A 21629-nucleotide genomic window follows, 5' to 3' on the forward strand; every position below is an offset into this window, starting at 1 on the left:
GTCAGCGCCGGACGTCCGCCTGGAAGAAGAGCGCACCGAGCCAGACGGTGTCCTTCCGGCTCCCCGACCGGACGTGGACACGGTCGGCCCCATCGCGCAGTGCCCCCCGCAGATCGAAGACGTCGGAGTCGTACCCGAGAGTGTTCGTACCATCGGGTGAGCGGACCGTACGACCGGTGCCGAATTCGGTGATGCTGGAGTTCATCACGTCGTCCGCGGAATTGGCGGAATCGGAGAGCCGGACGCTCTTCGCGCGACCCGTTTCCACCGCCAGGTAATCACCGGAAGTACCCCGGTCGCCGTCATAGGCGATCACCCCGAGACTGCCGTTCGCGGCCTTGCCGTAACGGTTTGCGTCGAGCGGTACGCGAAGCTCGCCGGAGCGTGGTCCGACCGTTTCGAATCCGTCCCAGACACCGATCCTGCGGAGCGGTTCGGACGCCTTCTCGTACGCGGCGACGAGCGTCCAGCCGCCCCAGCCGCCGACCGCCGACCGGCCCATGGCGACGTTGACCTGAGCGACCGTCCACTGCCCCGAGCGGGAGGAACGGACCAGCTCGGTGACATCGGCGGAGGCCTGGAAGGCGTCGGCGCCGCCGGCCGTGCGGTGGCCGATCAGGGTGTCCGCGAGCAGCGCCTTGTAGGCGCCGCCGGGCTCGGCGATCAGGACCCGGCCGTTGTCCTCGGGCGGCTTCTGCTCGCCCACCCGCAGGTTGCCGCCCCAGTAGAGGCGGGCCCAGCTGACCCGGGCGCCCGCGGGAACGGCGAGTTCGGCACGGCTGGAGTTGTACGTGTTGGGGTCGCTGTCCACGTCGACGTAGGCGATCGTGGCGTCGTCGTTGACCGACTCGGTGCCCTTCGCGCCCTTCGCCGAGGAGTTGGCCGCGCGCACGACCCCACCGTGCTGCACGGCCTGGTAGCGCGCGGCGAACGGGACGCGGCTCGCCTCCCCGGGCCGGGGGGCCGTGGCGGAGGCGGCCGGCAGCGCGGCGGACAGCGCCGCACACGACAGGGCGCACAACACGCTGCGACGCACAGCAAGAACCGCTGAATTCCGCATACAGGTTCTCCGCTTTGATGAGAGAAGGAGGGGAAGACCCGCGAAGGCCGGGAGAGGGGAAGGTGTCGTCCGCACGAAATGGGTGAACGCGCGGCGGGCCCGGAAGCAACGTTCGGGAACGTTATAACCCCGATGCGGGGCGATAGTAAGCATTAGATGCCTGGAAACGCTAACTCCCGTATCCACGGGGCAGGTTCCTCGTTGAGCGTGTTGCGCCATTCCACGCCCAGTCCCTCCAATGGCCCTCCTATGGCCCAAAGATCGGTTGAACGTCACCCGTTCGGGAGAGCAACCGATGAAAAGCCGAGGCGTTGTTGAGAGAGCCGGGCCGAACAGTCCGCGCAGTCCACGTTGAATTTCGATCGAGGAGCACTTCCCCATGTCCCGTATCGCCAAGGCCGTTGTCCTGACCGTGGGTGCCGCCGCCGCGGTCGCCGGTGCCGCCGGTGCCGCCACCGCCGACGCCGGCGCCGAGGGCGCGGCCGTGAAGTCCCCCGGCGTCCTCTCCGGCAACCTCGTGCAGGTCCCGGTGCACATCCCGGTCAACCTCTGCGGCAACACCGTCAGCGTCATCGGCGCGCTGAACCCGACCTTCGGCAACACCTGCGTCAACGCCTGATCCGGCACGCCTGATCGGTCCTTCCGAAGCCGGTGCGCCCACTCCCGACGGGGTGGGCGCACCGGCTTTTTCCTTGTCGTCATGGGGTCGGTACTCGTTCGGCGGCATCCTCGTGCGCCGGTCGGTGCAACGGCGCACGCCCCTTCGGGTGGCATGTTCGAGGGGCGGATTCACTCGAACGGAGGCGTGGCGCTCAGTAGTTCTGCGGTTGCGGAGGGCTATACCCGCAGGCACGGTGAGAGGGAAGTTGTCCGACGCATAAGGAAAAGGAACACATATGCGTCCCCTGGCTACACGCCGCATCACCGCCCTGGCGATATCCGCCGTCATCACCCTCGGCACGGCGGGACCCGCCATGGCCGACGAACGCCATCCGTCCACCGCGGCCGAACGGGCCGCCCGCGCGCCCCTCCCCGGTGCCGCCGCCCTGCTGACCCAGGCCGAGGCGCTCGGAGACCTCGGCTCGGTGACCACTCCCGTGACCGAGCTCGTCACGGCCGCGCTCAAGGCCGACTCCGGTCAGCTCCCGGCGGCCGACGCCGAGACCCTCAAGGCCAAGATCGCGGCAGCAGTCGAGGAGGCCAAGGCCACCGCGCCGGCCCCGCTGCCGGACACGCCGGTCACGCCGCCCTCGACCGACCTCCCGGTCACGCCCCCGTCGACCGACCTCCCGGTCACGCCCCCGTCGACGGACCTCCCGGCCACCCCGCCGGCGGCCGAGCTCCCCGTCACGCCGCCTGCCGCGGAGACCCCCGTCGAGCTTCCGGCGACGCCACCCGTGGAAGCCCCGGCCCTGCCGGTGAATCCGCCCGTGACCCTGCCCGTCGCGGCCGACGCGAAGGCCGCGTGGGCCGGAAAGGCGGCCGCTCCGGCGGACGTCGTCGACGACGCCCTCGCCACGGTCGAGAAGGCGGTCGCCGCCCTGCTCGCCGCTGTCACCTCCGGCGACGCCACCGGAGTCGTACCGCAGGTCACGGCGACCCTGACCTCGCTGGTCAACCTGGCCGTCGCCACGGTCCTCGGCAGCGGCCTGCCCGCTCCCGACCTGGCCGGACTGCCCACGCTGCCCACGCTCCCGGTCACCGCGCCCGAGCTGCCGGTGGACCCGACCGAGCTGCCCGTCGACCCGCCGGCCGACGTGCCCGAGCTCCCGGTCACGCCCCCGCTGCCGGTCCGGTAGTCACCCGCAGGCCCTCGTGCCGGCCCGGCGTCCCGCCGGGCCGGCACAGGCGTGTGCGGCGGGGTGCGGCCCGGCCGCGGCGGTGCCCGATCGGCAAATAGCACCGGTCCGCATCGATCGGGTGCAGTGTCGAGAAATCCTTCCTTCCGGAGTTTCCGTGCGGCACGCCGTTCGTTACAGAAGCAGAACAAAGCGCGCGGGATTCGGCCAAGACGCCTGTGCGGTAAGTGACTTGAAGGTACAGAGGAAGGATTCACTCCATGAAGCCCACCAAGGTCGCCGCGGTTGTCGCCGGTTCGCTGATGGCCCTCGGCGCTGCCGCGCCCGCCATGGCCACGGAGGCGCTGACCCCCACCAGCCTGAACGGTGGCCTCGAAGCGATCGCCGCCAATGGGCTGAAGTCGGACGTCCTCAGCAGCACCACGGACGGCTCCCCGGTCAAGACCGTCACGGACACCGCCACCCAGCTGAACGACACCACCAAGGGCGCTCCGCTCCTCGGTGGCCTGCCGGTCCCCGGTGGCCTGCCGGTCGGTGGGTGACCTGGCGCGTCACTCGACTGACGTCATATCAGCAAGCCTGCCTTTCCGGGCACTTGCGGCGGCCTCGGTGCCGTCGTTCCCCACGGTCGGCTGATCGAATGATTTTCTGATCAGCTGCCGTGTGGCCCCCGTTGCACGGGGTTCGCCGACCCATACCCTCTGGCCAGTCCCACGCGAACGTCGGCGTGGATCAGGCCGGTCGGAGCGAGGGGGGATCCTCGCCGGCCTCTCCCTTTCTCCAGAGGAAGAGCGGTATGCGGTCCATCATCAGCAGGAAAGTACTCACCGCGGCGGCAGCGACCGGCATCCTGTCGCTGAGCGGCGGATTCGCCCTGGCCGCGAACTCCCACGCCGGTACGGGCGACGGTCCGGGCCCCGGCAATGCCGGTCATGTCCAGGCCCCGCTCCCTGCGGACGTCTGCGGAAAGAGCACGGAACTCGGCGATCTCGTCGCCGCGGCCGTCGGTGACCTCTGCGACCAGTCGGAGGATCCCGGCGGCTACGGCGACGAGCCGGGTGAACCTACGCACCCCGGCGAGCCGACTCATCCGGGTGAACCCACGCACCCGCCGACGCACCCGCCGACGCACCCGCCGACGCACCCGCCCACGCACCCGCCGACCCACCCGCCCACGCACCCGCCGACGACGCCTCCCACGACGCCGCCGACGACGCACCCGCCCACGCACCCGCCCACGCATCCGCCGACCACGCCGCCGACGACGCATCCCCCCACCACGCCGCCGACGACGCATCCGCCGACCCACCCGCCGACGACGCCTCCCACCACGCATCCCCCGACCCACCCGCCGACGACGCCTCCCACGACGCCGCCGACGACGCACCCCCCGACCACGCCTCCCACGACGGCGCCGCCGACCACGCATCCCCCGACGACGCCTCCCACCACGCACCCCCCGACCCACCCGCCGACGACGCATCCGCCGACCCACCCGGGTGAGTGCGAGGAGCCCCCGCCGGGTGAGGAGCCGGAGCCCGGTTGCGAGGAGCCCACGACGCACCCGACGACCAGGCCGCCCACCTCCCCGCCCGAGCTCCCCGACACGGGCAGCGAGACCGCGCTCATGGGCGCGGCCGCGATCAGTGCCGCACTGATCGTGGGCGGCACCGTCGTGTACCTCCGCGGTGGCCGGATCGCCCGCCGCCACTGACGCCGTCCACCGGCCGAGCGTCAACCGGGGCCCTCACCTTCACCGGTGAGGGCCTCGCCCGTTGCTGCACATGGGGGAGTTCCGGCGACGTTCGCCCGAAGGTCTCGTTGTCAGAACATGACTCTGCGCTCTCACGCCGGCATGGGACTCCTCATGACCGCAATCGCCTCCGCCGCCCTGGCCGCCCCGGCCTCGGCCGTCGAGGCGCCGGTGATCGTCCCCCTCCAGGGGCTCGACCCGGTGCTCCCGATGGACGCCCCCACGGTGGCCACCGGCGTACCCGTCCCCATGCCCGGCGCACCCACCGGCTTCCAGAAGGGCCTCGGCTCGCTGCCCGACCTGGCGCTGCCCAGCGTCCCGCTCACCGGCACCCTCCCCGCGACGGTGGTGGAAGCCCCGCTGCCCGAGGTCCTGAAGGACAGCGAGCCCGGCCGTGCGCTCTTCGCCACCCCGCACTCGGAGATGGCGGCGGCCACCCCGGGCGCCGTCGTCGGCAACCCGGTGGTCGCACCCGAGGGCAATGGTCTCGCGGGCCTTCCGGACCTCGCGAAGCCCCGGGTCGGTCTGCTGGCCCCGATGCTGAGCGGCGCGCTGGACTCCCAGCTCGGTCTGGCACCCGAGGCGCGCTGACGCGTCGAGGCCCTGCGAGCCCCGTCGAGACCCGTTGAGGCCCTGCGAGGCCCGTGGAGGTCCGGCGAGGCGCGGGGGCAAAAGGCTGTTCCCCCTTTTTTCGTTCTTCTGTGCGATCCGCGGCCCGGCGGGTGAAGACACGATTCTTCCCCGCCACCGTAAGGGCTTTCGTTCGTTGCAAGAGGAGGCTTGTCGCATGGCCGCGGCCCGCGGACCGAGGCCGTCCCGCCGTATCCGGCGGCGGACGGTTCTCGGCTCGCGGGCCATTCTTCGGTTTTCCTTCTTCCCGTTCGGCCCAATGCCCGTGACCCGGCCCGTGGTGCGGCGTTGAACGGGAATGACGGCCGTGATTCCTGCGGTCGCTTTCCACGTCCAAGGAGTTCTTGATGTCTCGCATCGCGAAGGCTGCCGCTGTTCTCGCCGGCACGGGTGCCGTTGCCCTCAGCGGAGCCGGCCTGGCCGTCGCCGACTCGGGCGCCGAGGCCGTCGCCGCCCACTCTCCCGGTGTCGCCTCCGGCAACGTCGTCCAGGTCCCGGTCCACGTCCCGGTCAACCTCTGCGGCAACACCGTCAACGTCATCGGTCTGCTGAACCCGGCGTTCGGCAACACCTGCATCAACGCCGACGGCCACGACAACGGTGACGGCGGCTACGGCGGCTGATCCCCCGTAACGCACGTGTCCCCCCGACCCAGCCGGGTCGGGGGGACACGTGCGTTACGGGGGCCCGGTGCGCCTCCAGCGGGTCCCTCAGACGTACCGGTAGATCCGGCTGTGGTCGAACATCGACGTCGGCGTCACACCCCAGGGCGCCATCGGCTCGTGCCGGGCGACGACCTTGCGGTACTGCGCGTCCCCGAGCGGCGGCGGCTCCGCGGGGAGGTACGCGGCCCCCGGGTTGCGCTGCTGCCAGCGCGACCAGACGAGGTCGACGAACGAGTGGTGCAGCCAGAACACCGGGTCGTTCACGGAGCCGCCGCCGAGCATCAGACCGCCGACCCAGCGGTGCACCCGGTTGTGGATGCGGAACCGTTCATTGCCCCGGCCCGGCGCCCAGCCCTCCAGGCGGTTGCGGAAGCCGGAGGCGCTCGTCGAGTTCCAGGGCGTCACGTCGTACACCCGCTCCCGCATCACCTCGTCGAGCTGGGCCTGCGTGGGCAGGGTGATCGGGTCGCGGGGGCGGCCGAAGTCCCTGGTCAGGAAACGTTCCTCGGTCATCGACTGGGTGATGGCCCAGCGTCCGGCGGAGTGCGCGAAGGGGCCGGTCATCACCTGGAGGTCCGTCCGGCGGCCGTTGCCGCCCAGGAAGTCCTCGCCCCAGAGAGAGGACGCCGGGCTGTTGTCGCGGGTCCAGTCCCAGTACGGGACGGAGACCGTCGGGTCGATCCGGCGCAGGGCCGTCTCGAACTCCAGCAGGAACTTGCGGTGCCAGGGCAGGAAGCTGGGTGTCATGTGGGCGACCCGGAGCCGGCCCTCCCCGTCGGCCGAGTAGTGGTCGATATGGGTGCGGACGAAGCGGTCGTACGCGCCCGTGCGCTTGAGCTCCAGGACGGCGGCGACGAACTTCCGGCGCTCGGCGCCGGTCAGGTCGCGCTGGTTCTTACGCGTGTACACCACGCGGGCTCCCTCCCGTCGGGTCGGTGTGGACGCCATGGGCGGCGGCGAGCGGGGAGAGCCGGGCGGTGCCCAGCTCGTCCACGGCCGCGCGGACGGCCGCCAGCGGCGTCGGGCAGGACTCGTAGTGGTCGATGGGGGTGACGTAACCGCCGTCGGCGCAGCGCATCAGATGCAGCGGCCGGCCGTCGACGAGGGCCACCGGATCGCCCTCGGGGCCGGAGAAGCCGAGGATGCGGCGGCCCCCGTACATCTCGTCGAAGGCGTGCGGGTCGCGCGCGTTCTCCGCGGGTGCTCCGGAGGGTGGGCGGCTCGTGACGCGGCCGAGGGCGGCCCCCGTGAAAGCGGTGACGGCCAGCGCGAAGAGGGACCGCAGTGCGACGCGGCGCGGGACGATCATGGGTGATCTCCTCGGGGTCGGGGGAGCCCTCAGGGCACAACGATGAAAACCCGGGTTCGTTGCGCCGGAAATGCCAGCGGCGTGAATGTCGGCCGTTCGAGTGAAAACGGGGCGGGGAAAGGGTGGTTGGAGCACTAGCATCCGATTCATGACCACTTCCAACGTCGTTTCCTCGGCGCGCAGCGCCTCTCCGCTGGGAACTCTCACGGTGATTCCGTGGGCCAGCGAGCCCTCCGCCGATTCGGCCGGTACGCCGTTTCTCATGGCGTATTCGCTCGGCGACGGCCGGGACGGGCCGGAGGCGGGTCAGCAGGCCATGCGGGCCGCCCTCGAGGCCATGGGTCTCTCCGTCGGCGACCGGCTCTTCGATCTGGACAAGGACGCGGGGATCACCGCCTCGCTGCTCGTCGAGGGCGGCTCCGCCGTCCTCAACCTGCCGTTCCTGAAGGTGCAGTGCCCGGTGCCCGACGAGTGGCACGAGGCGGCCCGCGAGCGCGGCCAGGTCTATCTGATCTGCTCCGTGCGGCCCTGGCCCGAGGCGGTCCCCGGGCAGCCGGTCGACGAGGCGCGGCTGCGGGCGTTCGTCTCCGACGAGGAGATGCTCAAGGAGAGCGCCCACGTCCTGATGCCCGTCCGGCGTCTGCAGGGCTGAGCGGGAAGGGGGTCGCGCCATGGCGACGGTGAACGTACGGGGCGGGGTGCCGGAACAGCGGCAGGAGGGGGAGGAGTCCGCGCGGGAGACCGCGGGTACGATCGGCGGGAGCCGGGCCCTCGCCTGGATGCTGATGATCACCGGGGCGGCGGGCGTGCTGTCCGGCTGGGTGATCACGATCGACAAGTTCAAGCTGCTCGAGGACCCGGGCTTCCAGCCCGGGTGCAGCCTCAACCCGGTCGTGTCCTGCGGCAACATCATGAAGAGCGAGCAGGCGGGGGTCTTCGGCTTCCCCAACCCGATGCTCGGGCTCGTCACGTACGCCGTCGTCGTCGCCCTCGGTGCCGGGCTCCTCGCCGGTGCCCGCTACCGGGGCTGGCTCTGGCTCGGCCTCAACGCCGGCATGCTCTTCGGCGTCGGATTCTGCACCTGGCTGATGTACCAGTCGCTGTACGAGATCAACGCGCTCTGCCTGTGGTGCTGCCTGGCCTGGGTCGCCACCATCGTCATGTTCTGGTACGTCACCGCGCACAACGTCCGGCACGGGGTGATCCCCGCCCCGGCGGGTGTGCGGACCTTCCTCGGCGAGTTCACCTTCGCCCTGCCCGTCCTGCACATCGGGATCATCGGGATGCTGATCCTGACCCGCTGGTGGGAATTCTGGACGAGCTGACGTGAGACGTCTCCTTCCCGGGCCGCGGGCCGCACTCGTCGTGCTGCTCGCGGCCGTTCTCGTGCTCCTGCTGCCGTACGACCGGCTCGCGCCCGGCGACCGGCACACCGGGTCCCGGGCGGTGCCCGAGCCGGATCCGGCGCCACTGCCCGGGGTGCCGTCCGGATTCTTCACCGGCTCCGACGAGGCCGGGGTGCGCAGGATCGCCCAGGCGCAGGCCTGGCTCGGCGGCGGGGCGCTGACCGTCGGGCACACCTATCTGCCGGGCGACCGCTGGTCCAACATCGAGGGCCATCCGGCGCTGTTCGCGCCCTGGGCGCGCTGGAAGGAGGCGCTGCCGGGGCGTCTCTTCGTGCTCAACGTGCCGATGATGGACCGCAGCGAGGCGGGGCTGCCGGACGCCGAGGTGCGGGCGGGGCTGCGGAGCGGCGCGGCCGGCGCGTTCGACGGGCACTTCCGGACGCTGGGGGAGCGGCTGGTGGAGCACGGGCTGGGGGACGCGGTCCTGGTGCTCGGCTGGGAGATGAACGGCACCACGTACAGCCACCGCTGCGGGCCGGACCCGGAGGCCTGGAAGGCGTACTGGCGCCGGGTCGTCGAGGTGTTGCGGGGGGTGGCGGGGCAGCGGTTCCGCTTCGACTTCACGCCGAGCCGGGGGCGGGACGCCGTGGAGTGGCCGCGCTGCTACCCGGGGGACGACGTCGTCGACATCATCGGGATGGACGCGTACGACCAGCCTGCGGGGCTCTCCTTCGAGGACCAGGTGGCCGAGGAGTACGGGCTCGAACACCATGTGCGGTTCGCGGCGGCGCACGGCAAGCCGGTCTCGTACCCGGAGTGGGGGCTCTTCCGGAACGGCGACAACCCGGCGTACGCGCGGGGGATGCTGGACTGGTTCGCGGCCCATCGGCCCGTGTACCAGACGGTCACCGACTACTGCCCGCACGGGGTGTGGGGGTGCGCCGACAATCCCGAGTCGGCGCGGGTGGTGCGGAAGGCGCTGGGAGGGCCGGCCGGTCCGTGAGGGGGCCGGCCCCGTTCCCGTGTGCCTTCGCGGTGTACCGGTCAGGAGTGCTGGTAAGCCACCAGGGAGATGCCGACGTAGTGGACGATGAAGGCGGCCAGGGTCAGCGAGTGGAAGACCTCGTGGAAGCCGAACCAGCGCGGTGAGGGGTTCGGGCGCTTGATGCCGTAGATGACGCCGCCCGCGCTGTAGAGCAGTCCGCCGACGATGACGAGGACGAGGACGGCGATGCCGCCCGCGCGCATGAAGTCGGGCAGGAAGAAGACGGCGGCCCAGCCCATCGCGATGTAGCAGGGCGTGTACAGCCAGCGCGGGGCGCCGACCCAGAAGACCCGGAAGGCGATGCCGGCCAGGGCCGCCGCCCAGACCGCCCACATGAGCGGACGCCCGGTGGAGTCGGGGAGCAGCAGCAGGGTGAGCGGGGTGTAGGTGCCCGCGATGATCAGGAAGATGTTGGCGTGGTCGAGGCGCCGGAGCACGGCCTCGCCGCGCGGGCCCCAGTTGCCGCGGTGGTAGAGCGCGCTGATGCCGAAGAGCAGGCAGGCGGTGAGGACGTAGATCCCGCAGGCGATGCGGGCGCGGGGCGAGTCGGAGAGGGCGACCAGGACCAGTCCGGCGACGATCACGGCGGGGAACATGCCCGCGTGGAGCCATCCTCTGAGCCGGGGCTTCAGCGGGAGCGACGGGGCCTGCCCGATCGGATCCGGCTCGATCGGGGTCACTTCCGGCGTGGCTGCAGTCATGAACGGAATCGTACCTACGGCCCCGTAGGTCCTGGATGTGAGTGGCGATGCTCACGTGTGCGTGCCCCTGGACATATGGGCGGATCCGTCGGATGATCAAATGAGTGCGGTCGGCACCGGATGAGCAGCTACGAAGCATCCGGGTCGCGGCCCCCACGGGGCACACACCAAAAAACCCCTCTACAAGGAGCAATCGTGGCGCGCGACAACGCGGCTCCCCAGACCCTTCCGACCCAGCACCAGGAGCTCGTCTCCTGGGTGAACGAGATCGCGGAGATCACCCAGCCGGACAGCATCGTCTGGTGCGACGGTTCCGAGGCCGAGTACGAGCGCCTGTGCGAGGAGCTCGTCGCCAAGGGAACCTTCACGAAGCTCGACCCGGTGAAGCGCCCGAACTCGTACTACGCCGCCTCCGACCCGACCGACGTCGCGCGCGTCGAGGACCGGACCTTCATCTGCTCCGAGAAGGAGGAGGACGCGGGCCCGACCAACCACTGGAAGGCCCCGGCGGAGATGAAGGACATCTTCGCGGGCGAGAAGGGCATCTTCCGCGGCTCGATGCGTGGCCGCACCATGTACGTCGTGCCCTTCTGCATGGGCCCGGTCGGCTCCCCGCTCTCCGCCATCGGCGTCGAGATCACCGACTCCGCGTACGTCGCCGTCTCCATGCGCACCATGACCCGCATGGGACAGGCCGTCCTCGACGAGCTCGGCACCGACGGCTTCTTCGTCAAGGCCGTCCACACCCTCGGCGCCCCGCTGGAGGAGGGCCAGGAGGACGTGCCGTGGCCCTGCAACTCCACCAAGTACATCTCGCACTTCCCCGAGAGCCGCGAGATCTGGTCGTACGGCTCCGGCTACGGCGGCAACGCCCTGCTCGGCAAGAAGTGCTACGCGCTCCGCATCGCCTCCGTCATGGCCCGTGACGAGGGCTGGCTCGCCGAGCACATGCTGATCCTCAAACTCACCCCGCCGCAGGGCGAGGCGAAGTACGTCGCCGCGGCCTTCCCGTCCGCCTGCGGCAAGACCAACCTGGCCATGCTGGAGCCCACGATCTCCGGCTGGACCGTCGAGACCATCGGCGACGACATCGCCTGGATGCGCTTCGGCGAGGACGGTCGTCTCTACGCGATCAACCCCGAGGCCGGCTTCTTCGGCGTCGCGCCCGGCACCGGCGAGCACACCAACGCCAACGCCATGAAGACCCTCTGGGGCAACTCCGTCTTCACCAACGTCGCCCTCACCGACGACAACGACGTGTGGTGGGAGGGGATGACCGAGACGGCCCCCGCGCACCTCACGGACTGGAAGGGCAACGACTGGACGCCGGAGTCCGAGACGCCGGCCGCCCACCCGAACGCCCGCTTCACCGTCCCGGCCGGGCAGTGCCCGACGATCGCCCCCGAGTGGGAGGACACCAAGGGCGTCCCGATCTCGGCGATCCTCTTCGGTGGCCGCCGCGCCTCCGCCGTCCCGCTGGTCACCGAGTCCTTCGACTGGAACCACGGCGTCTTCCTCGGTGCGAACGTCGCCTCCGAGAAGACCGCCGCCGCCGAGGGCAAGGTCGGCGAGCTGCGCCGCGACCCCTTCGCCATGCTGCCGTTCTGCGGCTACAACATGGGCGACTACATGGCCCACTGGGTCCAGGTCGGCGCGACCGCGGACGCCGCGAAGCTCCCGAAGATCTACTACGTGAACTGGTTCCGCAAGAACGACGCCGGCAAGTTCGTCTGGCCCGGCTTCGGCGAGAACAGCCGCGTCCTGAAGTGGATCGTCGAGCGCCTGGAAGGCAAGGCCGAGGGCGTCGAGACCCCGATCGGCATCCTGCCGACCGCGGAGTCCCTCGACACCGAGGGCCTCGACCTGCCGGCCGAGGACCTGGAGTTCCTCCTCAAGGTGGACCGTGACGTGTGGCGCGAGGAAGCCGCCCTCGTCCCCGACCACCTCAACACCTTCGGCGACCACACGCCGAAGGAGCTGTGGGACCAGTACCACGCGCTCGTCGAGCGCCTGGGCTGATCCCGCACCACACACTCGTGGTGGGTTGCCCCGAGATACCGCCCTGACCAGTGGGGTCACGACGGCCCACCACGACGCAACCGGCCCCTGGAGCCCCCTCAGGCTCCGGGGGCCGGCGCATGTCCACCGGCCTGCCGGTCAGAGGATCGGCTGGCCGGCCTCGACGGTCGCGATCGCCTTGCGGCAGGCGTCGCGGAAGCCCTCGAAACGACCGTCCGACTGGTTCCAGGTGGCCGCGCGGGCGGAACGCGACGAGGAGTCGCCGAAGAGGCTCTCGCGCAGCTCCGTGGTCAGCTCCAGCTGGGCGCCCTTCCGGAGCATCGTCAGGTTGCACGGGTTGGTGACGTGGCTGCCGTTGAAGTCGGCGAGCGTGGCGGAGTACCGGGGGTCGAAGGCGTCGACCGCCTGGAAGCCCGCGTTCCTGATCTCCGTCACCAGGGCCGTGCGGAATTCGGGGTTGAGGCCACCGACGACGGCGACAGCGCGGTTTCCGGTCGAGGGGAAGGCCGACGTGGGCAGCTTCAGCTGGTCGAACTGACAGCCGTGCAGGGACAGCACGTTGAGGTGGCTCGCCGCGGTCGACAGGGCGACGTGGTCGTCGCAGTTCTTCGACGTGACGTGCAGGGCGCGGTTGCCGGTGGAGAGCAGGCCCTCGAACATGAAGTAGTCGTGCACGGTCGGCAGGACCGGGGCGCCCGCGGAGTCGCCCGGGCTGTAGCCGGCTATGCCCAGACACAGCTCGCTCGTGCCGATCTCGATGCCACCGCCGTGCAGCGCGAGGACCGCGGTGCGCGGGAAGTCGTACTTCTCGCCCATCTTGAGGTCGAACTGCTGATGGCGGCGGTAACGACGGCTGTACGAGGTGCCCTCGACCAGGTTCGTGTCCTTGTAGAGGGCGGTGTTCGAGGGGTACTCGACCGGGTCGTCGGCGGCGGCGACGGCCGGGGCCGCCGCGGCGAGCTGCGACAGGATCGGGCCGCCCACCGTGGCCGCGGCGGCCAGCGCGGTCAGCACGGTACGGCGGGACGTGGTGCGTTCGGTGGAAGTCATGCGCGGAACATAACTGATCACCCGTCGCGCCCCTCCACGTACCGGGTGTGGATCTCCTGCCGCACGGCCTCCGCCTCCTGGAGGGCTGTGGCGATCGCCGTCGCCTCCTCGTGGAGCGCGGCCAGCTGACGTTCCAGATGGTGCTCCGGCTGTTCCGTGCCCGGGGTGAACCGCGACCACCACCGCGTCCGTACGAAGGTGTCGACGGCCTCCGGGATGTCCTGGCGGACCGCGCGGGCCAGCACGTGCAGATGCTCCGGGTCGGTCACCCAGCCCGGTGCGAGCAGGGCCTCGACGAGGGTGTCGAGCGCCGTGAGCCGCTGGCGCGCGTCGGCCGGCAGCTCCGCCTCCGCCAGGTACGCGCGCAGCCTCGCGAAGTCGGCCCGCAGCCCGTCCAGCCGGTCGCCCTCCTCGGCGAACTCCGGGGTCGCCGGCCGGTCGGGCGGGGCGATCAGCGCCCCCGCCGTATACAGACCGCCGACCACCAGGGGCCAGAGGGCGCCCGCGGCCCCGGTGAGGGCGATGCCGACACCGGCCAGACCGCAGACGGAACCGAGGAGGTTCTTACGGGACTCGGCGTACCGGAGTACGACGTTCCCGGGTCTCTCACTGGTAGCCACGGATCTCCTCGAAGGCACCGTCCAGCGAACCCTGGTTGGCGTCGAAGAGCTTGCCGCCGGTCAGGCCCGCGATGTGGTCGAGCTCGCCGCGGTCGGAGTCCCCGAAGAGGATCGGGAAGACCGGCGTGCGCTTCTGCTCGGCGGACAGGGACGTGTAGAAGCTGTCGAACGCCGTGGCCGGGTCGCCGTCGGTGTTCTCCCCGTCCGTCATGAGGACGATCGAGGTGAACGTGTCACCGCGGGACTTCCCGAGGAAGCGGTACGCCTCCTGGACGCTGGAGTAGATCGCGGTGCCCCCGGAGGCCGAGAGCCTCTGCGCGTCCCCCTTGATCGCGTCCAGCGCCGCCTGCGGCGAGGCCGGATCGACCGTGTGCGTACGGACCTCGCCCTGCTTCACCACGGAACCGAAGGGCATCAGGGTGACCTCCTCCCGGTCCCGGAAGTCACCGGTCAGCTCGACCAGGGACTTCTTGAGGCGGTCGAGCCGCTCACCGCTCATCGAACCCGAGGTGTCGAGCACGTACACCGTGCGGGACGGCCTGCGCAGGGTGTTGTCGTACGCGTCGAGCAGCCCGTCCGCCACCTTCCGGCTGCCGGGGAACGGCAGTTCGCGCCGCTGGTCCCGGGCGAGCCCCGGGGCCGGGTCGACCCCGGGGACGACGGGACGGCGCAGGGTCTTCTCGGTGATCTGCCGCTGGGCGTCCGGGGTCCGCAGGAACGTGGTGAGCTTCCCGGCGGCCGCCTTCGCCTCGGGCTGGGCGGAGGTGAGCAGGGTCAGCGGGTAGTCGGCCGTCACGACTCCGTCGGACGGCCGGATCACCGTCAGCCCGCCGGGCGCGGACAGCAGCACCGACTCGTAGTTGACGAGCGCGTCGACGTCGGTGCGGCGGGCGTACGCGGTGGCGAGCCAGCCGGAGGAGCCCGAGGTCAGCTTCTGGCCGGTGAAGAACTCCTTGAGCCGCGGGGTGGCCTCGACGACGTCCCGCTCGGTGAGCGCCGACTGGGCGCCGGAGAGGCCGGAGGCGACCGAGACCAGCGCGGAGAAGCCCGAGTTGGAGCGCTTCGGGTCGGTCATGCCGTACGTCAGCTTCCCGTCGGCGACCGCCCGGTGCAGCTGCGACCAGGTGACCTTCGCCGGGTCCCAGCCGAGCCGGGCGACGGCCGCCGGCCGCACCCCGAGGGCCACCGGGGAGACCATGATCGGCGTCTCGCCGGTGATCTTCCTCGCGGTGTCGGGACGGAGCCGCAGATAGTCGTTGGAGGAGAGCCAGACCGCGTCGTACTCCTTCTCCGCGGTGCCGGACGCGATCTGCTCGACGGCGTCGAGGGTGCCGACGTAGGTGGGCCGGACGGTGACGCCGGCGGACTTGCGGGCCTCTTCGAGGATCGGTTCCATGTCGGCGAGCTCGGAGGAGGCGAGGACCCGGAGGGTGCCCGCGACGGCCTCCTGGCCCTGCTCGTCCGGCTGGCCGGTGGCACCGCCTCCGCTGTCCCCGGGCCCGCCGGAGCAGGCGGTGACGAGCAGGGCGAGGGCGAGCCCGGCCACGGTGCGGGAGAGGGAGCGGCGGCGATGCGAGCGGGTCGTCGTCATGCGAGGTCACCACCCTCCAGCGCGCCGGTGCGGCGGCTGCGCGCCAGGTGGGCACCGGCCTCCTGGAGTTCGGCGGTCAGCGACTCGACCGTCGCCGCCATCGACTCCGTCGCCTGCACCTTGTACGTGTCGATGGCGTCGAGCGTCCGGTAGATCTGCTGGAACGCCGTGCGGAGGGTCTCCGCGCCCACCGCCGGGTCCGCCGCGATCCGCTGGATCTCGCCCGCCTGGCCGGCCAGCATCTCGGCGTTGCCGCGGATCAGGTCCTCGGTCGTCGAGCGCAGCGCGTTCACCTGCTCGGTGACCTTCCGCTGGTTCTCCAGCGCCGAGGCCAGCATCACCGCGATCCGCAGCGCCGACACGGTCGTCGTCGCCGCCCGGTCCACTCCCTTGATCAGTTCGTCGTTGTTCCGGCGGACCACGTCCATCGCCAGATATCCCTGCGCGCAGACGGCGAGTTGGGTCAGCAGGTCCTGGTGCTTCTGGCGGACCGGGAAGAGGACGTCCGCGCGCAGCGCGTCCGCCTGGGCCGGGTCGGCCGTGGTGGCGACGCGCTGTTCCACGGCCGCGTCGAGCGCGTCGGTGAGCACCGCGTACTCCTGGAGCTTGCCCATGGTCTCCCAGAGCCGGGCCCGCTCCGTCTGCAACGCGGCGTTGTCGCGTCGCAGTTCGTCCTGGCCGCCGCGCAGGGAGCCGACGATCCGGTTCAGCGTGGCCTGCGAGGAGGCGTACATGGCGACGTGGTCGCGGAACCTGTTGCCGCCGGGGAGCTTCGAGAGCAGCCCCTTGATGCCCTTGCCGGGGGTGTCGCGGGGGTCCAGGTCGGTGATCGTGCGGCGGAGTTCGAGGAGTGACGAGCCGACCCGGGACCGGGCGTCGCCGCCGGAGGAGCCGAGCGAGCGGACCGTACGGTCGAGCATCCGGTTCGACTGCTGGGCGGCGGAGCGCATCTCGCCCGCGCCGAGTCCCGCGATCTCGCCGATGCGGCCGGCGAACTCGGGGGAGCGCGGGTCGAGTCCCTCGATGGAGCCGACGTACTCGGCGGCCCGCCGGGACAGCTCCGTGCGGGTGGCCTCGTCGATCGGCACCAGGCCGGAGGCCTGTTCGGCGCGGACCGGCGGCACGGGCTCGGGCGGGGTGAGGACCAGCGGGGTGTCGTGCTCGGGAGGTGTCAGGGCCATCGTTCTTCTCGGATCCTCGGGCGTGGTCATGCGGTGTCCCCCTGGTCGCGGGCCCGCAGGGCCATCTCGTGCAGCACCTTGCTGGTGGGCACGGGCGCCTGGCGGACACCGGTCAGCGTCTGGTTGAGGTAGGCGGTGTGGCTCTGGGTCGCGGTGGTGAACTCGCTCGCCGCGCCCTGCGGCCGGAAGCCGTGGCGGACCGCGAGCTCGCGCAGCTCGGGGTCGGTGGAGAGGAGTTCGCCGAGCGCCCGGCCGTTCTCGGTGAGCGGTACGAGGGTGTGGTCGCTGCTGACCGTGGTGTCCGGGTAGAGGACGACGAGGTCGCCCATCGGCCGGCCGGCCAGGAGCTGGGCGGCGACCTGCGACTCGTACACGAGGACGAGCGGGTTGCCGACGCCGCTGATGAAGTCCCGGAAGGGGGCGTCCGAACCGGACTGCTGGGCGCCCTGCACCTGGACGAGCTTGCGCAGCAGTGGGGCCGTGCGCGTGACGGCCGCCTTGTCGTTCGCGACCCGGCCGCCGTCGGCGACGTAGCTCGCGGCGGCGAGGTAGAGGGCGCCCGAGTTGGAGGCGACCGGATCGGTGGAGGTGATGAAGAGGGTGCCGCTCAGCTCGGCGTGCCCGGCGGAGCCCTTGAGCTGCTGCCAGGTCCGGTCGGCGCGGGCCGCCGCGAGGTAGGCGCCCATCTTCAGGGTGCCGCTGGTGCCGCGCGGCCCGAGGGTCGCCAGGCCGTTCCCGGCGAGGACCCGGGCGGCGGCGCTGTGCGCGACGACGACGAGCGGCGAGTAGAAGGGCCGCAGCGGGGCCGTCGTCGCCTTCGTCTTCCGCGCGGCCTTCGCGCGCAGCCCGTCGGCCGGGGCCTTGGAGGACGGGAAGGCGAAGTCGTAGCCGTCGAGGGGCAGTTCCTCCATGTCCCAGGACCCGGAGGTCTCGGTACCCACGGTGAAGCCCTTCGCGGCGAGGGCCTTCACCACCTGAGGGTCGGTGAAGAACTCCGCCTTCTCCGACCCGATGACTCCTCGCACGGTCTTCGTTGCCGTGCCTGTGTCCTTGTCGCCGCCCGTCACGAGGACGGCGGCCACGCCGCCGAGGAGAAGGACGGCCAGGACGATTCCCAGGATGCGTCTCACATGGGCAGAGTGCTCACGGAATTCCACATTCCAGGGGGAGCTGGGTGGACGAGGGGTGAAGGACCGATCCCGGTACCGAACCGGAGCGCGGACTGCCGTATCTCCGCGGTTCCGGTGCGTGGAGAGGGCGTGCAGGGAGGCGGCGCGGAAAGGGGGGCGTGGAAGGGCGCGGTGCCCGGCGGTGGTGCGGGGGTGTGCCGGGTGGGTGGCGCCCGGCGGTGGTGCGGGGGTGTGCCGGGTGGGTGGCGCCCGGCGGTGGTGCGGGGGTGTGCCGGGTGGGTGGCGCCCGGTCCGCGCGGTTCGTGGCGCGCGGACCGGGGCCGTCAGGGGGTGCCGGCCGCGGCCAGGGTGGACTCCCCGGCCAGCGCCGCGGTGTGCGCGTCCATGCGCTCCGCGGCGAGGATCGCGGCGGCGGTGTCGGCCCGGGAGGCGGCGACGACCAGGGCGCGGCCCGCGAGGGCGTGGGCCCTGCGGTGCAGGTCCGGCGCGGACGAACCGCTCAGACCCGCGTGCCGCGCGGGCGGCGCGCCGCGCAGCCGCGCCACCTGCCGGGCGATCAGTTCGCCGGCCTCGGTGTCGCCGAGCTCGTCGGTGACGGCGAGCAGGGCGGAGAGGTGCCCGGCGAGCTGGATGTCCAGCTCCTCCTCGCGGGAGCGGTGCGGGTACGCGTCGTGGGCGTCGTCGGCCATCCGGTGGACCGACTTGGTGCGGATCGGTTCGTACATGGGACGGCCTCCTGAGTGCTCTGGAGCCATCCTAGCTTAGATTCAGTCTAAAGTTGAGTGTGGTCCGGCCTCGGTGGGCTACGGCTGGCTGTAGCCGTCCAGGAAGCGGCCGATCCGGGTCACCGCGTCCGCCAGGTCCGCCGCCGCCGGCAGCGTCACGATCCGGAAGTGATCGGGCTCGTGCCAGTTGAAGCCCGTCCCGTGCACCACCATGATCTTCTCGGCCCGCAGCAGGTCGAGGACCATCTGCCGGTCGTCCTTGATCTTGTAGACGTTCGGGTCGAGCCGCGGGAACAGATACAGCGCGCCCTTCGGCTTCACGCACGTCACACCCGGGATCTGGGTCAGCAGCTCGTACGCCGTGTCCCGCTGCTCCAGGAGCCGCCCGCCCGGCAGGACGAGGTCCTCGATCGACTGCCGGCCCTGCAGCGCCGCGGCCACCGCGTGCTGCGCCGGCATGTTCGCGCAGAGGCGCATGTTGGCGAGGATCGTCAGGCCCTCGATGTACGAGGACGCGTGGTGCTTCGGGCCGCAGACCGCCAGCCAGCCCGAGCGGAAACCGGCCACCCGGTAGTTCTTGCTCATCCCGTTGAAGGTCAGGACGAGCAGGTCGGGGGCGATCGCGGCGGTGGGGGTGTGCGTGGCACCGTCGTAGAGGATCTTGTCGTAGATCTCGTCCGAGCAGATGACCAGGTCGTGGCGGCGGGCGATCTCCGTGAGCGAGCGGAGCATCTCGTCGTCGTAGACGGCGCCCGTCGGATTGTTCGGGTTGATGATCACGATCGCCTTCGTGCGATCGGTGATCTTCCGCTCGATGTCCGCCAGGTCCGGCATCCAGTCCGCCTGCTCGTCACAGCGGTAGTGCACGGCCGTACCGCCCGCGAGCGAGACCGACGCCGTCCACAGCGGATAGTCCGGGGCCGGGACGAGGACCTCGTCACCGTCGTCGAGCAGCGCCTGCATCGACATCTGGATCAGCTCCGAGACGCCGTTGCCGAGGTAGATGTCCTCGACGGAGAGCGGGATGCCCTTGGTCTCGTAGTGGCTCATCACCGCGCGGCGGGCCGAGAGCAGCCCCTTCGCGTCGCCGTAGCCGTGCGCCTCGGAGAGGTTGCGCAGCACGTCCTCGAGGATGGCGGGCGGGCACTCGAAGCCGAAGGCGGCCGGGTTTCCCGTGTTGAGCTTGAGGATGCGATGACCCGCGGCCTCAAGCCGCATCGCCTCTTCGAGCACCGGACCCCGGATTTCGTAACAGACGTTGGCGAGCTTCGTGGACTGGATCACCTGCATGACGAGAGCTTACGGCCGGGTCGGCCGGGACGCTTCGTGTTTTGGGACACGTCGGACAGGTGCGAGGGCGTGGCGGCGGGGCTTTCCCCAGGTGAGGGCCGCCGAATAGGGGTCCTCCGTCCGGCGGGATAGGTTGGCCCGTCATGTGGGTCATGACTGCTTCCGGATGCCGGTGGCTCGGCGCGGCCGGGTCGCTCGCCGTCGCCGTGGGCGGCTGGGCCGCCGGGTCGCTGCCGGTGCGCGGCGGCTGGGGGCTGTGGGAGCCGCGCGGCTCCGCGCTCACCCTCGCCGGCGCGCTCCTCGCGTACCTCGGCCTGACGGTGCTCGTCGCCGCCTGGTGGCGGTACGGCGTGCTGCTCGCCCGGGGCGCACGGCACGGGGTGCTCGCCACCCTGGCCTGGTGGACCGGGCCGCTGCTGCTCGCCCCGCCGCTCTACAGCAAGGACGTCTACAGCTACATCGCGCAGGGCGCCATGGTCCTCGAAGGGTATGACGTGTACGACGGCGGGCCCTCCGTCCTCGGGCCCGGCGACCTCGGGACGGACGCGGCCGCGAGCGTCGGCGGTCACTGGACCGACACCCCCGCGCCGTACGGGCCCGCCTTCCTGGTCCTGGCGCAGCTGGTCGTGAGACTGACCGGGGGCGAGATCGTCCCCGCCGTGTTCGGGATGCGGCTCCTCGCGGTCGGCGCGCTCGCGCTGATCGTCTGGGCCGTACGGGGTCTGGGAGGCGGGCGCGGGGGCCCCGACGGGGCGCTGTGGCTGGCCGCCCTCAACCCGCTGCTCCTCATCCACGTCGTCGGCGGCATGCACAACGACGGCCTGATGATCGGACTCATGCTGGCGGGCGTGCTGCTCGCCGTACGGGGCCGGTGGGTGCTCGGGTGCGTCCTGGTGGGCCTCGCGATGATGGTCAAGTCGCCGGCGGCGGTCGCGCTGCTCTTCATCGGCGTGATGATCGCGCGGCGGGACGGCGGCGGCGCCCGGGGTCTGGTGAAGGGGCTCGTGCTGCCGGGGCTCGTGGCGGGGGCGGTGGCGGCGGTCGCGACGGTGCTCGCCGGGACCGGGTTCGGGTGGCTGCGGACGCAGAGTGTCGCCGGGACGATCCACACGGCGCTGTCCGTGAGCAGCGATCTCGGCCTCGGCCTCGGGCTGCTCCTCGGAGACGACCCCGACCCGGTCAAGGCGGTCGTGCAGAACCTCGGGCTGCTCGTCGCCGTGGCGCTGATCCTCGTGCTGGCGTGGCGGGCCTGGCGGGGGGCGCTCGATCCGGTGCTGGGGCTGGGGCTCTCGCTGGTCGCGCTCGTCGCGCTGTCGCCGATGGTGCAGCCCTGGTACCTGCTGTGGGGGACGGCGGTCGTCGCGGCGGTGGCTTGGCGCAGCCGGGTCGGGCAGGTGACGGCGGTGCTTTCGGCGGCGCTCGTGTACGAGACGGCGCTGGACGGGCGGACGCCTTGGTACGGGTTCGTGGCGGCCGGGGTGGTGCTGCTGGCGGGCCTGGTGTGGGTGCGGCGGGATCCGTGGCCGGGGGTTCGGGAGCGGGCCGGCGCTTTCGAGGGCGCCGACCCCGTGAACAGCGGGCGGTAGGGCGCGGGGCGCCGCCGCCCCTTCGCGCGCTAGCTGTATTGACCCGCAGCGTTGTTGACGCGGCTGATGGGCGGGTGTCCGTCGAGTGCGGTGTGGCAGCGGTGGTGGTTGTAGGTGTGGAGGAAGTCT

Annotated in this window: 22 protein-coding genes and 1 pseudogene; 11 read left to right on the top strand and 12 right to left on the bottom strand. The window is 71.5% G+C overall.

Features of this window, described 5'->3' with window-relative positions; all coding sequences use genetic code 11:
* Position 1: 1 nt before the first annotated feature.
* Entirely contained in the window at positions 2-1036 is a 1035-nt protein-coding gene (locus tag ACIP8Z_RS20395; protein ID WP_402085223.1) for a DUF3344 domain-containing protein, read from the bottom strand.
* Positions 1037-1439: 403 nt separating this feature from the next.
* On the opposite strand from ACIP8Z_RS20395, the gene ACIP8Z_RS20400 reads away from it, so the two are divergent.
* The 6 genes from ACIP8Z_RS20400 to ACIP8Z_RS20425 all read left to right on the top strand — a co-directional run bounded on the left by ACIP8Z_RS20400 (position 1440) and on the right by ACIP8Z_RS20425 (position 5865).
* Positions 1440-1679, top strand: a complete 240-nt coding sequence (locus tag ACIP8Z_RS20400) for a chaplin (protein WP_319310255.1) — start codon at positions 1440-1442, stop codon at positions 1677-1679.
* Positions 1680-1956: 277 nt separating this feature from the next.
* Positions 1957-2859, top strand: coding sequence for a hypothetical protein (locus tag ACIP8Z_RS20405; RefSeq protein WP_402085226.1), 903 nt, complete (start codon positions 1957-1959; stop codon positions 2857-2859).
* 260 nt (positions 2860-3119) lie between these two features.
* Positions 3120-3401 (top strand): hypothetical protein, encoded by a 282-nt coding sequence (locus tag ACIP8Z_RS20410; RefSeq protein WP_318208931.1) that lies wholly within the window; start codon positions 3120-3122, stop codon positions 3399-3401.
* Positions 3402-3655: 254 nt separating this feature from the next.
* The gene (locus ACIP8Z_RS20415) at positions 3656-4573 is read left to right on the top strand and encodes a hypothetical protein (RefSeq protein ID WP_402085229.1); all 918 of its coding nucleotides are present in this window, start codon (positions 3656-3658) and stop codon (positions 4571-4573) included.
* 153 nt (positions 4574-4726) lie between these two features.
* A complete protein-coding gene (locus ACIP8Z_RS20420; protein WP_402085231.1) occupies positions 4727-5203 on the top strand; it encodes a hypothetical protein in 477 nt (158 codons plus the stop codon).
* 386 nt (positions 5204-5589) lie between these two features.
* Entirely contained in the window at positions 5590-5865 is a 276-nt protein-coding gene (locus tag ACIP8Z_RS20425) for a chaplin (protein WP_030324043.1), read from the top strand.
* A gap of 87 nt (positions 5866-5952) precedes the next feature.
* Here the strand turns inward: ACIP8Z_RS20425 and ACIP8Z_RS20430 are convergent, their stop codons facing one another.
* Both ACIP8Z_RS20430 and ACIP8Z_RS20435 read right to left on the bottom strand, forming a co-directional pair.
* Entirely contained in the window at positions 5953-6819 is an 867-nt protein-coding gene (locus tag ACIP8Z_RS20430) for a tyrosinase family protein (RefSeq protein WP_402085234.1), read from the bottom strand.
* A complete protein-coding gene (locus ACIP8Z_RS20435; RefSeq protein WP_402085237.1) occupies positions 6803-7216 on the bottom strand; it encodes a tyrosinase family oxidase copper chaperone in 414 nt (137 codons plus the stop codon). Before ACIP8Z_RS20435 ends, ACIP8Z_RS20430 begins: the two co-directional genes overlap by 17 nt.
* Positions 7217-7364: 148 nt before the next feature.
* On the opposite strand from ACIP8Z_RS20435, the gene ACIP8Z_RS20440 reads away from it, so the two are divergent.
* From ACIP8Z_RS20440 to ACIP8Z_RS20450, 3 genes are read left to right on the top strand one after another with little or no spacing between them, the layout of a single operon-like run.
* Positions 7365-7868, top strand: a complete 504-nt coding sequence (locus ACIP8Z_RS20440; protein WP_402085239.1) for a DUF5949 family protein — start codon at positions 7365-7367, stop codon at positions 7866-7868.
* A 19-nt stretch (positions 7869-7887) separates the two neighbouring features.
* Positions 7888-8541: a vitamin K epoxide reductase family protein gene (locus ACIP8Z_RS20445; RefSeq protein ID WP_402085242.1), complete on the top strand. Its 654-nt coding sequence runs from the start codon at positions 7888-7890 to the stop codon at positions 8539-8541.
* Position 8542: 1 nt separating this feature from the next.
* Positions 8543-9565, top strand: a complete 1023-nt coding sequence (locus tag ACIP8Z_RS20450) for a glycoside hydrolase family 26 protein (RefSeq protein ID WP_402085244.1) — start codon at positions 8543-8545, stop codon at positions 9563-9565.
* Positions 9566-9606: 41 nt separating this feature from the next.
* Here ACIP8Z_RS20450 and ACIP8Z_RS20455 read toward each other — a convergent pair whose 3' ends face one another.
* Positions 9607-10308 (bottom strand): hemolysin III family protein, encoded by a 702-nt coding sequence (locus tag ACIP8Z_RS20455; RefSeq protein ID WP_402085247.1) that lies wholly within the window; start codon positions 10306-10308, stop codon positions 9607-9609.
* Positions 10309-10503: 195 nt separating this feature from the next.
* On the opposite strand from ACIP8Z_RS20455, the gene ACIP8Z_RS20460 reads away from it, so the two are divergent.
* Entirely contained in the window at positions 10504-12327 is a 1824-nt protein-coding gene (locus ACIP8Z_RS20460) for a phosphoenolpyruvate carboxykinase (GTP) (protein WP_402085249.1), read from the top strand.
* Positions 12328-12465: 138 nt separating this feature from the next.
* Here ACIP8Z_RS20460 and ACIP8Z_RS20465 read toward each other — a convergent pair whose 3' ends face one another.
* The 7 genes from ACIP8Z_RS20465 to ACIP8Z_RS20495 all read right to left on the bottom strand — a co-directional run bounded on the left by ACIP8Z_RS20465 (position 12466) and on the right by ACIP8Z_RS20495 (position 19914).
* On the bottom strand, positions 12466-13377 hold the full coding sequence (locus tag ACIP8Z_RS20465; protein WP_402085251.1) for a poly-gamma-glutamate hydrolase family protein: 912 nt from the start codon (positions 13375-13377) through the stop codon (positions 12466-12468).
* Positions 13378-13394: 17 nt separating this feature from the next.
* Positions 13395-13997 carry a hypothetical protein gene (locus ACIP8Z_RS20470; RefSeq protein WP_402085253.1) on the bottom strand — a complete coding sequence of 201 codons (603 nt, stop codon included), beginning with the start codon at positions 13995-13997 and terminating at the stop codon, positions 13395-13397.
* Positions 13984-15588 carry a substrate-binding domain-containing protein gene (locus ACIP8Z_RS20475; RefSeq protein WP_402085256.1) on the bottom strand — a complete coding sequence of 535 codons (1605 nt, stop codon included), beginning with the start codon at positions 15586-15588 and terminating at the stop codon, positions 13984-13986. The genes ACIP8Z_RS20470 and ACIP8Z_RS20475 overlap by 14 nt, the downstream gene beginning before the upstream one ends.
* A complete protein-coding gene (locus ACIP8Z_RS20480; RefSeq protein WP_402085258.1) occupies positions 15585-16799 on the bottom strand; it encodes a toxic anion resistance protein in 1215 nt (404 codons plus the stop codon). The genes ACIP8Z_RS20475 and ACIP8Z_RS20480 overlap by 4 nt, the downstream gene beginning before the upstream one ends.
* Positions 16796-17926 (bottom strand): hypothetical protein, encoded by a 1131-nt coding sequence (locus tag ACIP8Z_RS20485; protein WP_402085260.1) that lies wholly within the window; start codon positions 17924-17926, stop codon positions 16796-16798. Before ACIP8Z_RS20485 ends, ACIP8Z_RS20480 begins: the two co-directional genes overlap by 4 nt.
* Positions 17927-18222: 296 nt before the next feature.
* Positions 18223-18624, bottom strand: a complete 402-nt coding sequence (locus tag ACIP8Z_RS20490; protein ID WP_402085262.1) for a hypothetical protein — start codon at positions 18622-18624, stop codon at positions 18223-18225.
* 78 nt (positions 18625-18702) lie between these two features.
* A complete protein-coding gene (locus ACIP8Z_RS20495) occupies positions 18703-19914 on the bottom strand; it encodes a pyridoxal phosphate-dependent aminotransferase (RefSeq protein ID WP_209496578.1) in 1212 nt (403 codons plus the stop codon).
* 143 nt (positions 19915-20057) lie between these two features.
* On the opposite strand from ACIP8Z_RS20495, the gene mptB reads away from it, so the two are divergent.
* Positions 20058-21500, top strand: a complete 1443-nt coding sequence (gene mptB, locus ACIP8Z_RS20500; RefSeq protein WP_402085265.1) for a polyprenol phosphomannose-dependent alpha 1,6 mannosyltransferase MptB — start codon at positions 20058-20060, stop codon at positions 21498-21500.
* Positions 21501-21529: 29 nt separating this feature from the next.
* On the opposite strand, the pseudogene ACIP8Z_RS20505 reads toward mptB, so the two are convergent.
* A pseudogene (locus ACIP8Z_RS20505) lies at positions 21530-21629 on the bottom strand (IS481 family transposase); the annotation flags it as partial.

Origin of the sequence: Streptomyces sp. NPDC088553 (assembly GCF_044752965.1) — a bacterium.
In the GTDB taxonomy this organism is placed as follows: Bacteria; Actinomycetota; Actinomycetes; order Streptomycetales; family Streptomycetaceae; genus Streptomyces.

Coding starts and splice junctions, on each gene's coding strand:
- ACIP8Z_RS20455 (WP_402085247.1), bottom strand. CDS start 10,308: ATGACTGCAGCCACGCCGGAAGTGACCCCGATCGAGCCGGATCCGATC.
- mptB (WP_402085265.1), top strand. CDS start 20,058: ATGTGGGTCATGACTGCTTCCGGATGCCGGTGGCTCGGCGCGGCCGGG.
- ACIP8Z_RS20475 (WP_402085256.1), bottom strand. CDS start 15,588: ATGACGACGACCCGCTCGCATCGCCGCCGCTCCCTCTCCCGCACCGTG.
- ACIP8Z_RS20405 (WP_402085226.1), top strand. CDS start 1,957: ATGCGTCCCCTGGCTACACGCCGCATCACCGCCCTGGCGATATCCGCC.
- ACIP8Z_RS20425 (WP_030324043.1), top strand. CDS start 5,590: ATGTCTCGCATCGCGAAGGCTGCCGCTGTTCTCGCCGGCACGGGTGCC.
- ACIP8Z_RS20490 (WP_402085262.1), bottom strand. CDS start 18,624: ATGTACGAACCGATCCGCACCAAGTCGGTCCACCGGATGGCCGACGAC.
- ACIP8Z_RS20495 (WP_209496578.1), bottom strand. CDS start 19,914: ATGCAGGTGATCCAGTCCACGAAGCTCGCCAACGTCTGTTACGAAATC.
- ACIP8Z_RS20400 (WP_319310255.1), top strand. CDS start 1,440: ATGTCCCGTATCGCCAAGGCCGTTGTCCTGACCGTGGGTGCCGCCGCC.
- ACIP8Z_RS20415 (WP_402085229.1), top strand. CDS start 3,656: ATGCGGTCCATCATCAGCAGGAAAGTACTCACCGCGGCGGCAGCGACC.
- ACIP8Z_RS20410 (WP_318208931.1), top strand. CDS start 3,120: ATGAAGCCCACCAAGGTCGCCGCGGTTGTCGCCGGTTCGCTGATGGCC.
- ACIP8Z_RS20440 (WP_402085239.1), top strand. CDS start 7,365: ATGACCACTTCCAACGTCGTTTCCTCGGCGCGCAGCGCCTCTCCGCTG.
- ACIP8Z_RS20465 (WP_402085251.1), bottom strand. CDS start 13,377: ATGACTTCCACCGAACGCACCACGTCCCGCCGTACCGTGCTGACCGCG.
- ACIP8Z_RS20445 (WP_402085242.1), top strand. CDS start 7,888: ATGGCGACGGTGAACGTACGGGGCGGGGTGCCGGAACAGCGGCAGGAG.
- ACIP8Z_RS20435 (WP_402085237.1), bottom strand. CDS start 7,216: ATGATCGTCCCGCGCCGCGTCGCACTGCGGTCCCTCTTCGCGCTGGCC.
- ACIP8Z_RS20420 (WP_402085231.1), top strand. CDS start 4,727: ATGACCGCAATCGCCTCCGCCGCCCTGGCCGCCCCGGCCTCGGCCGTC.
- ACIP8Z_RS20480 (WP_402085258.1), bottom strand. CDS start 16,799: ATGACCACGCCCGAGGATCCGAGAAGAACGATGGCCCTGACACCTCCC.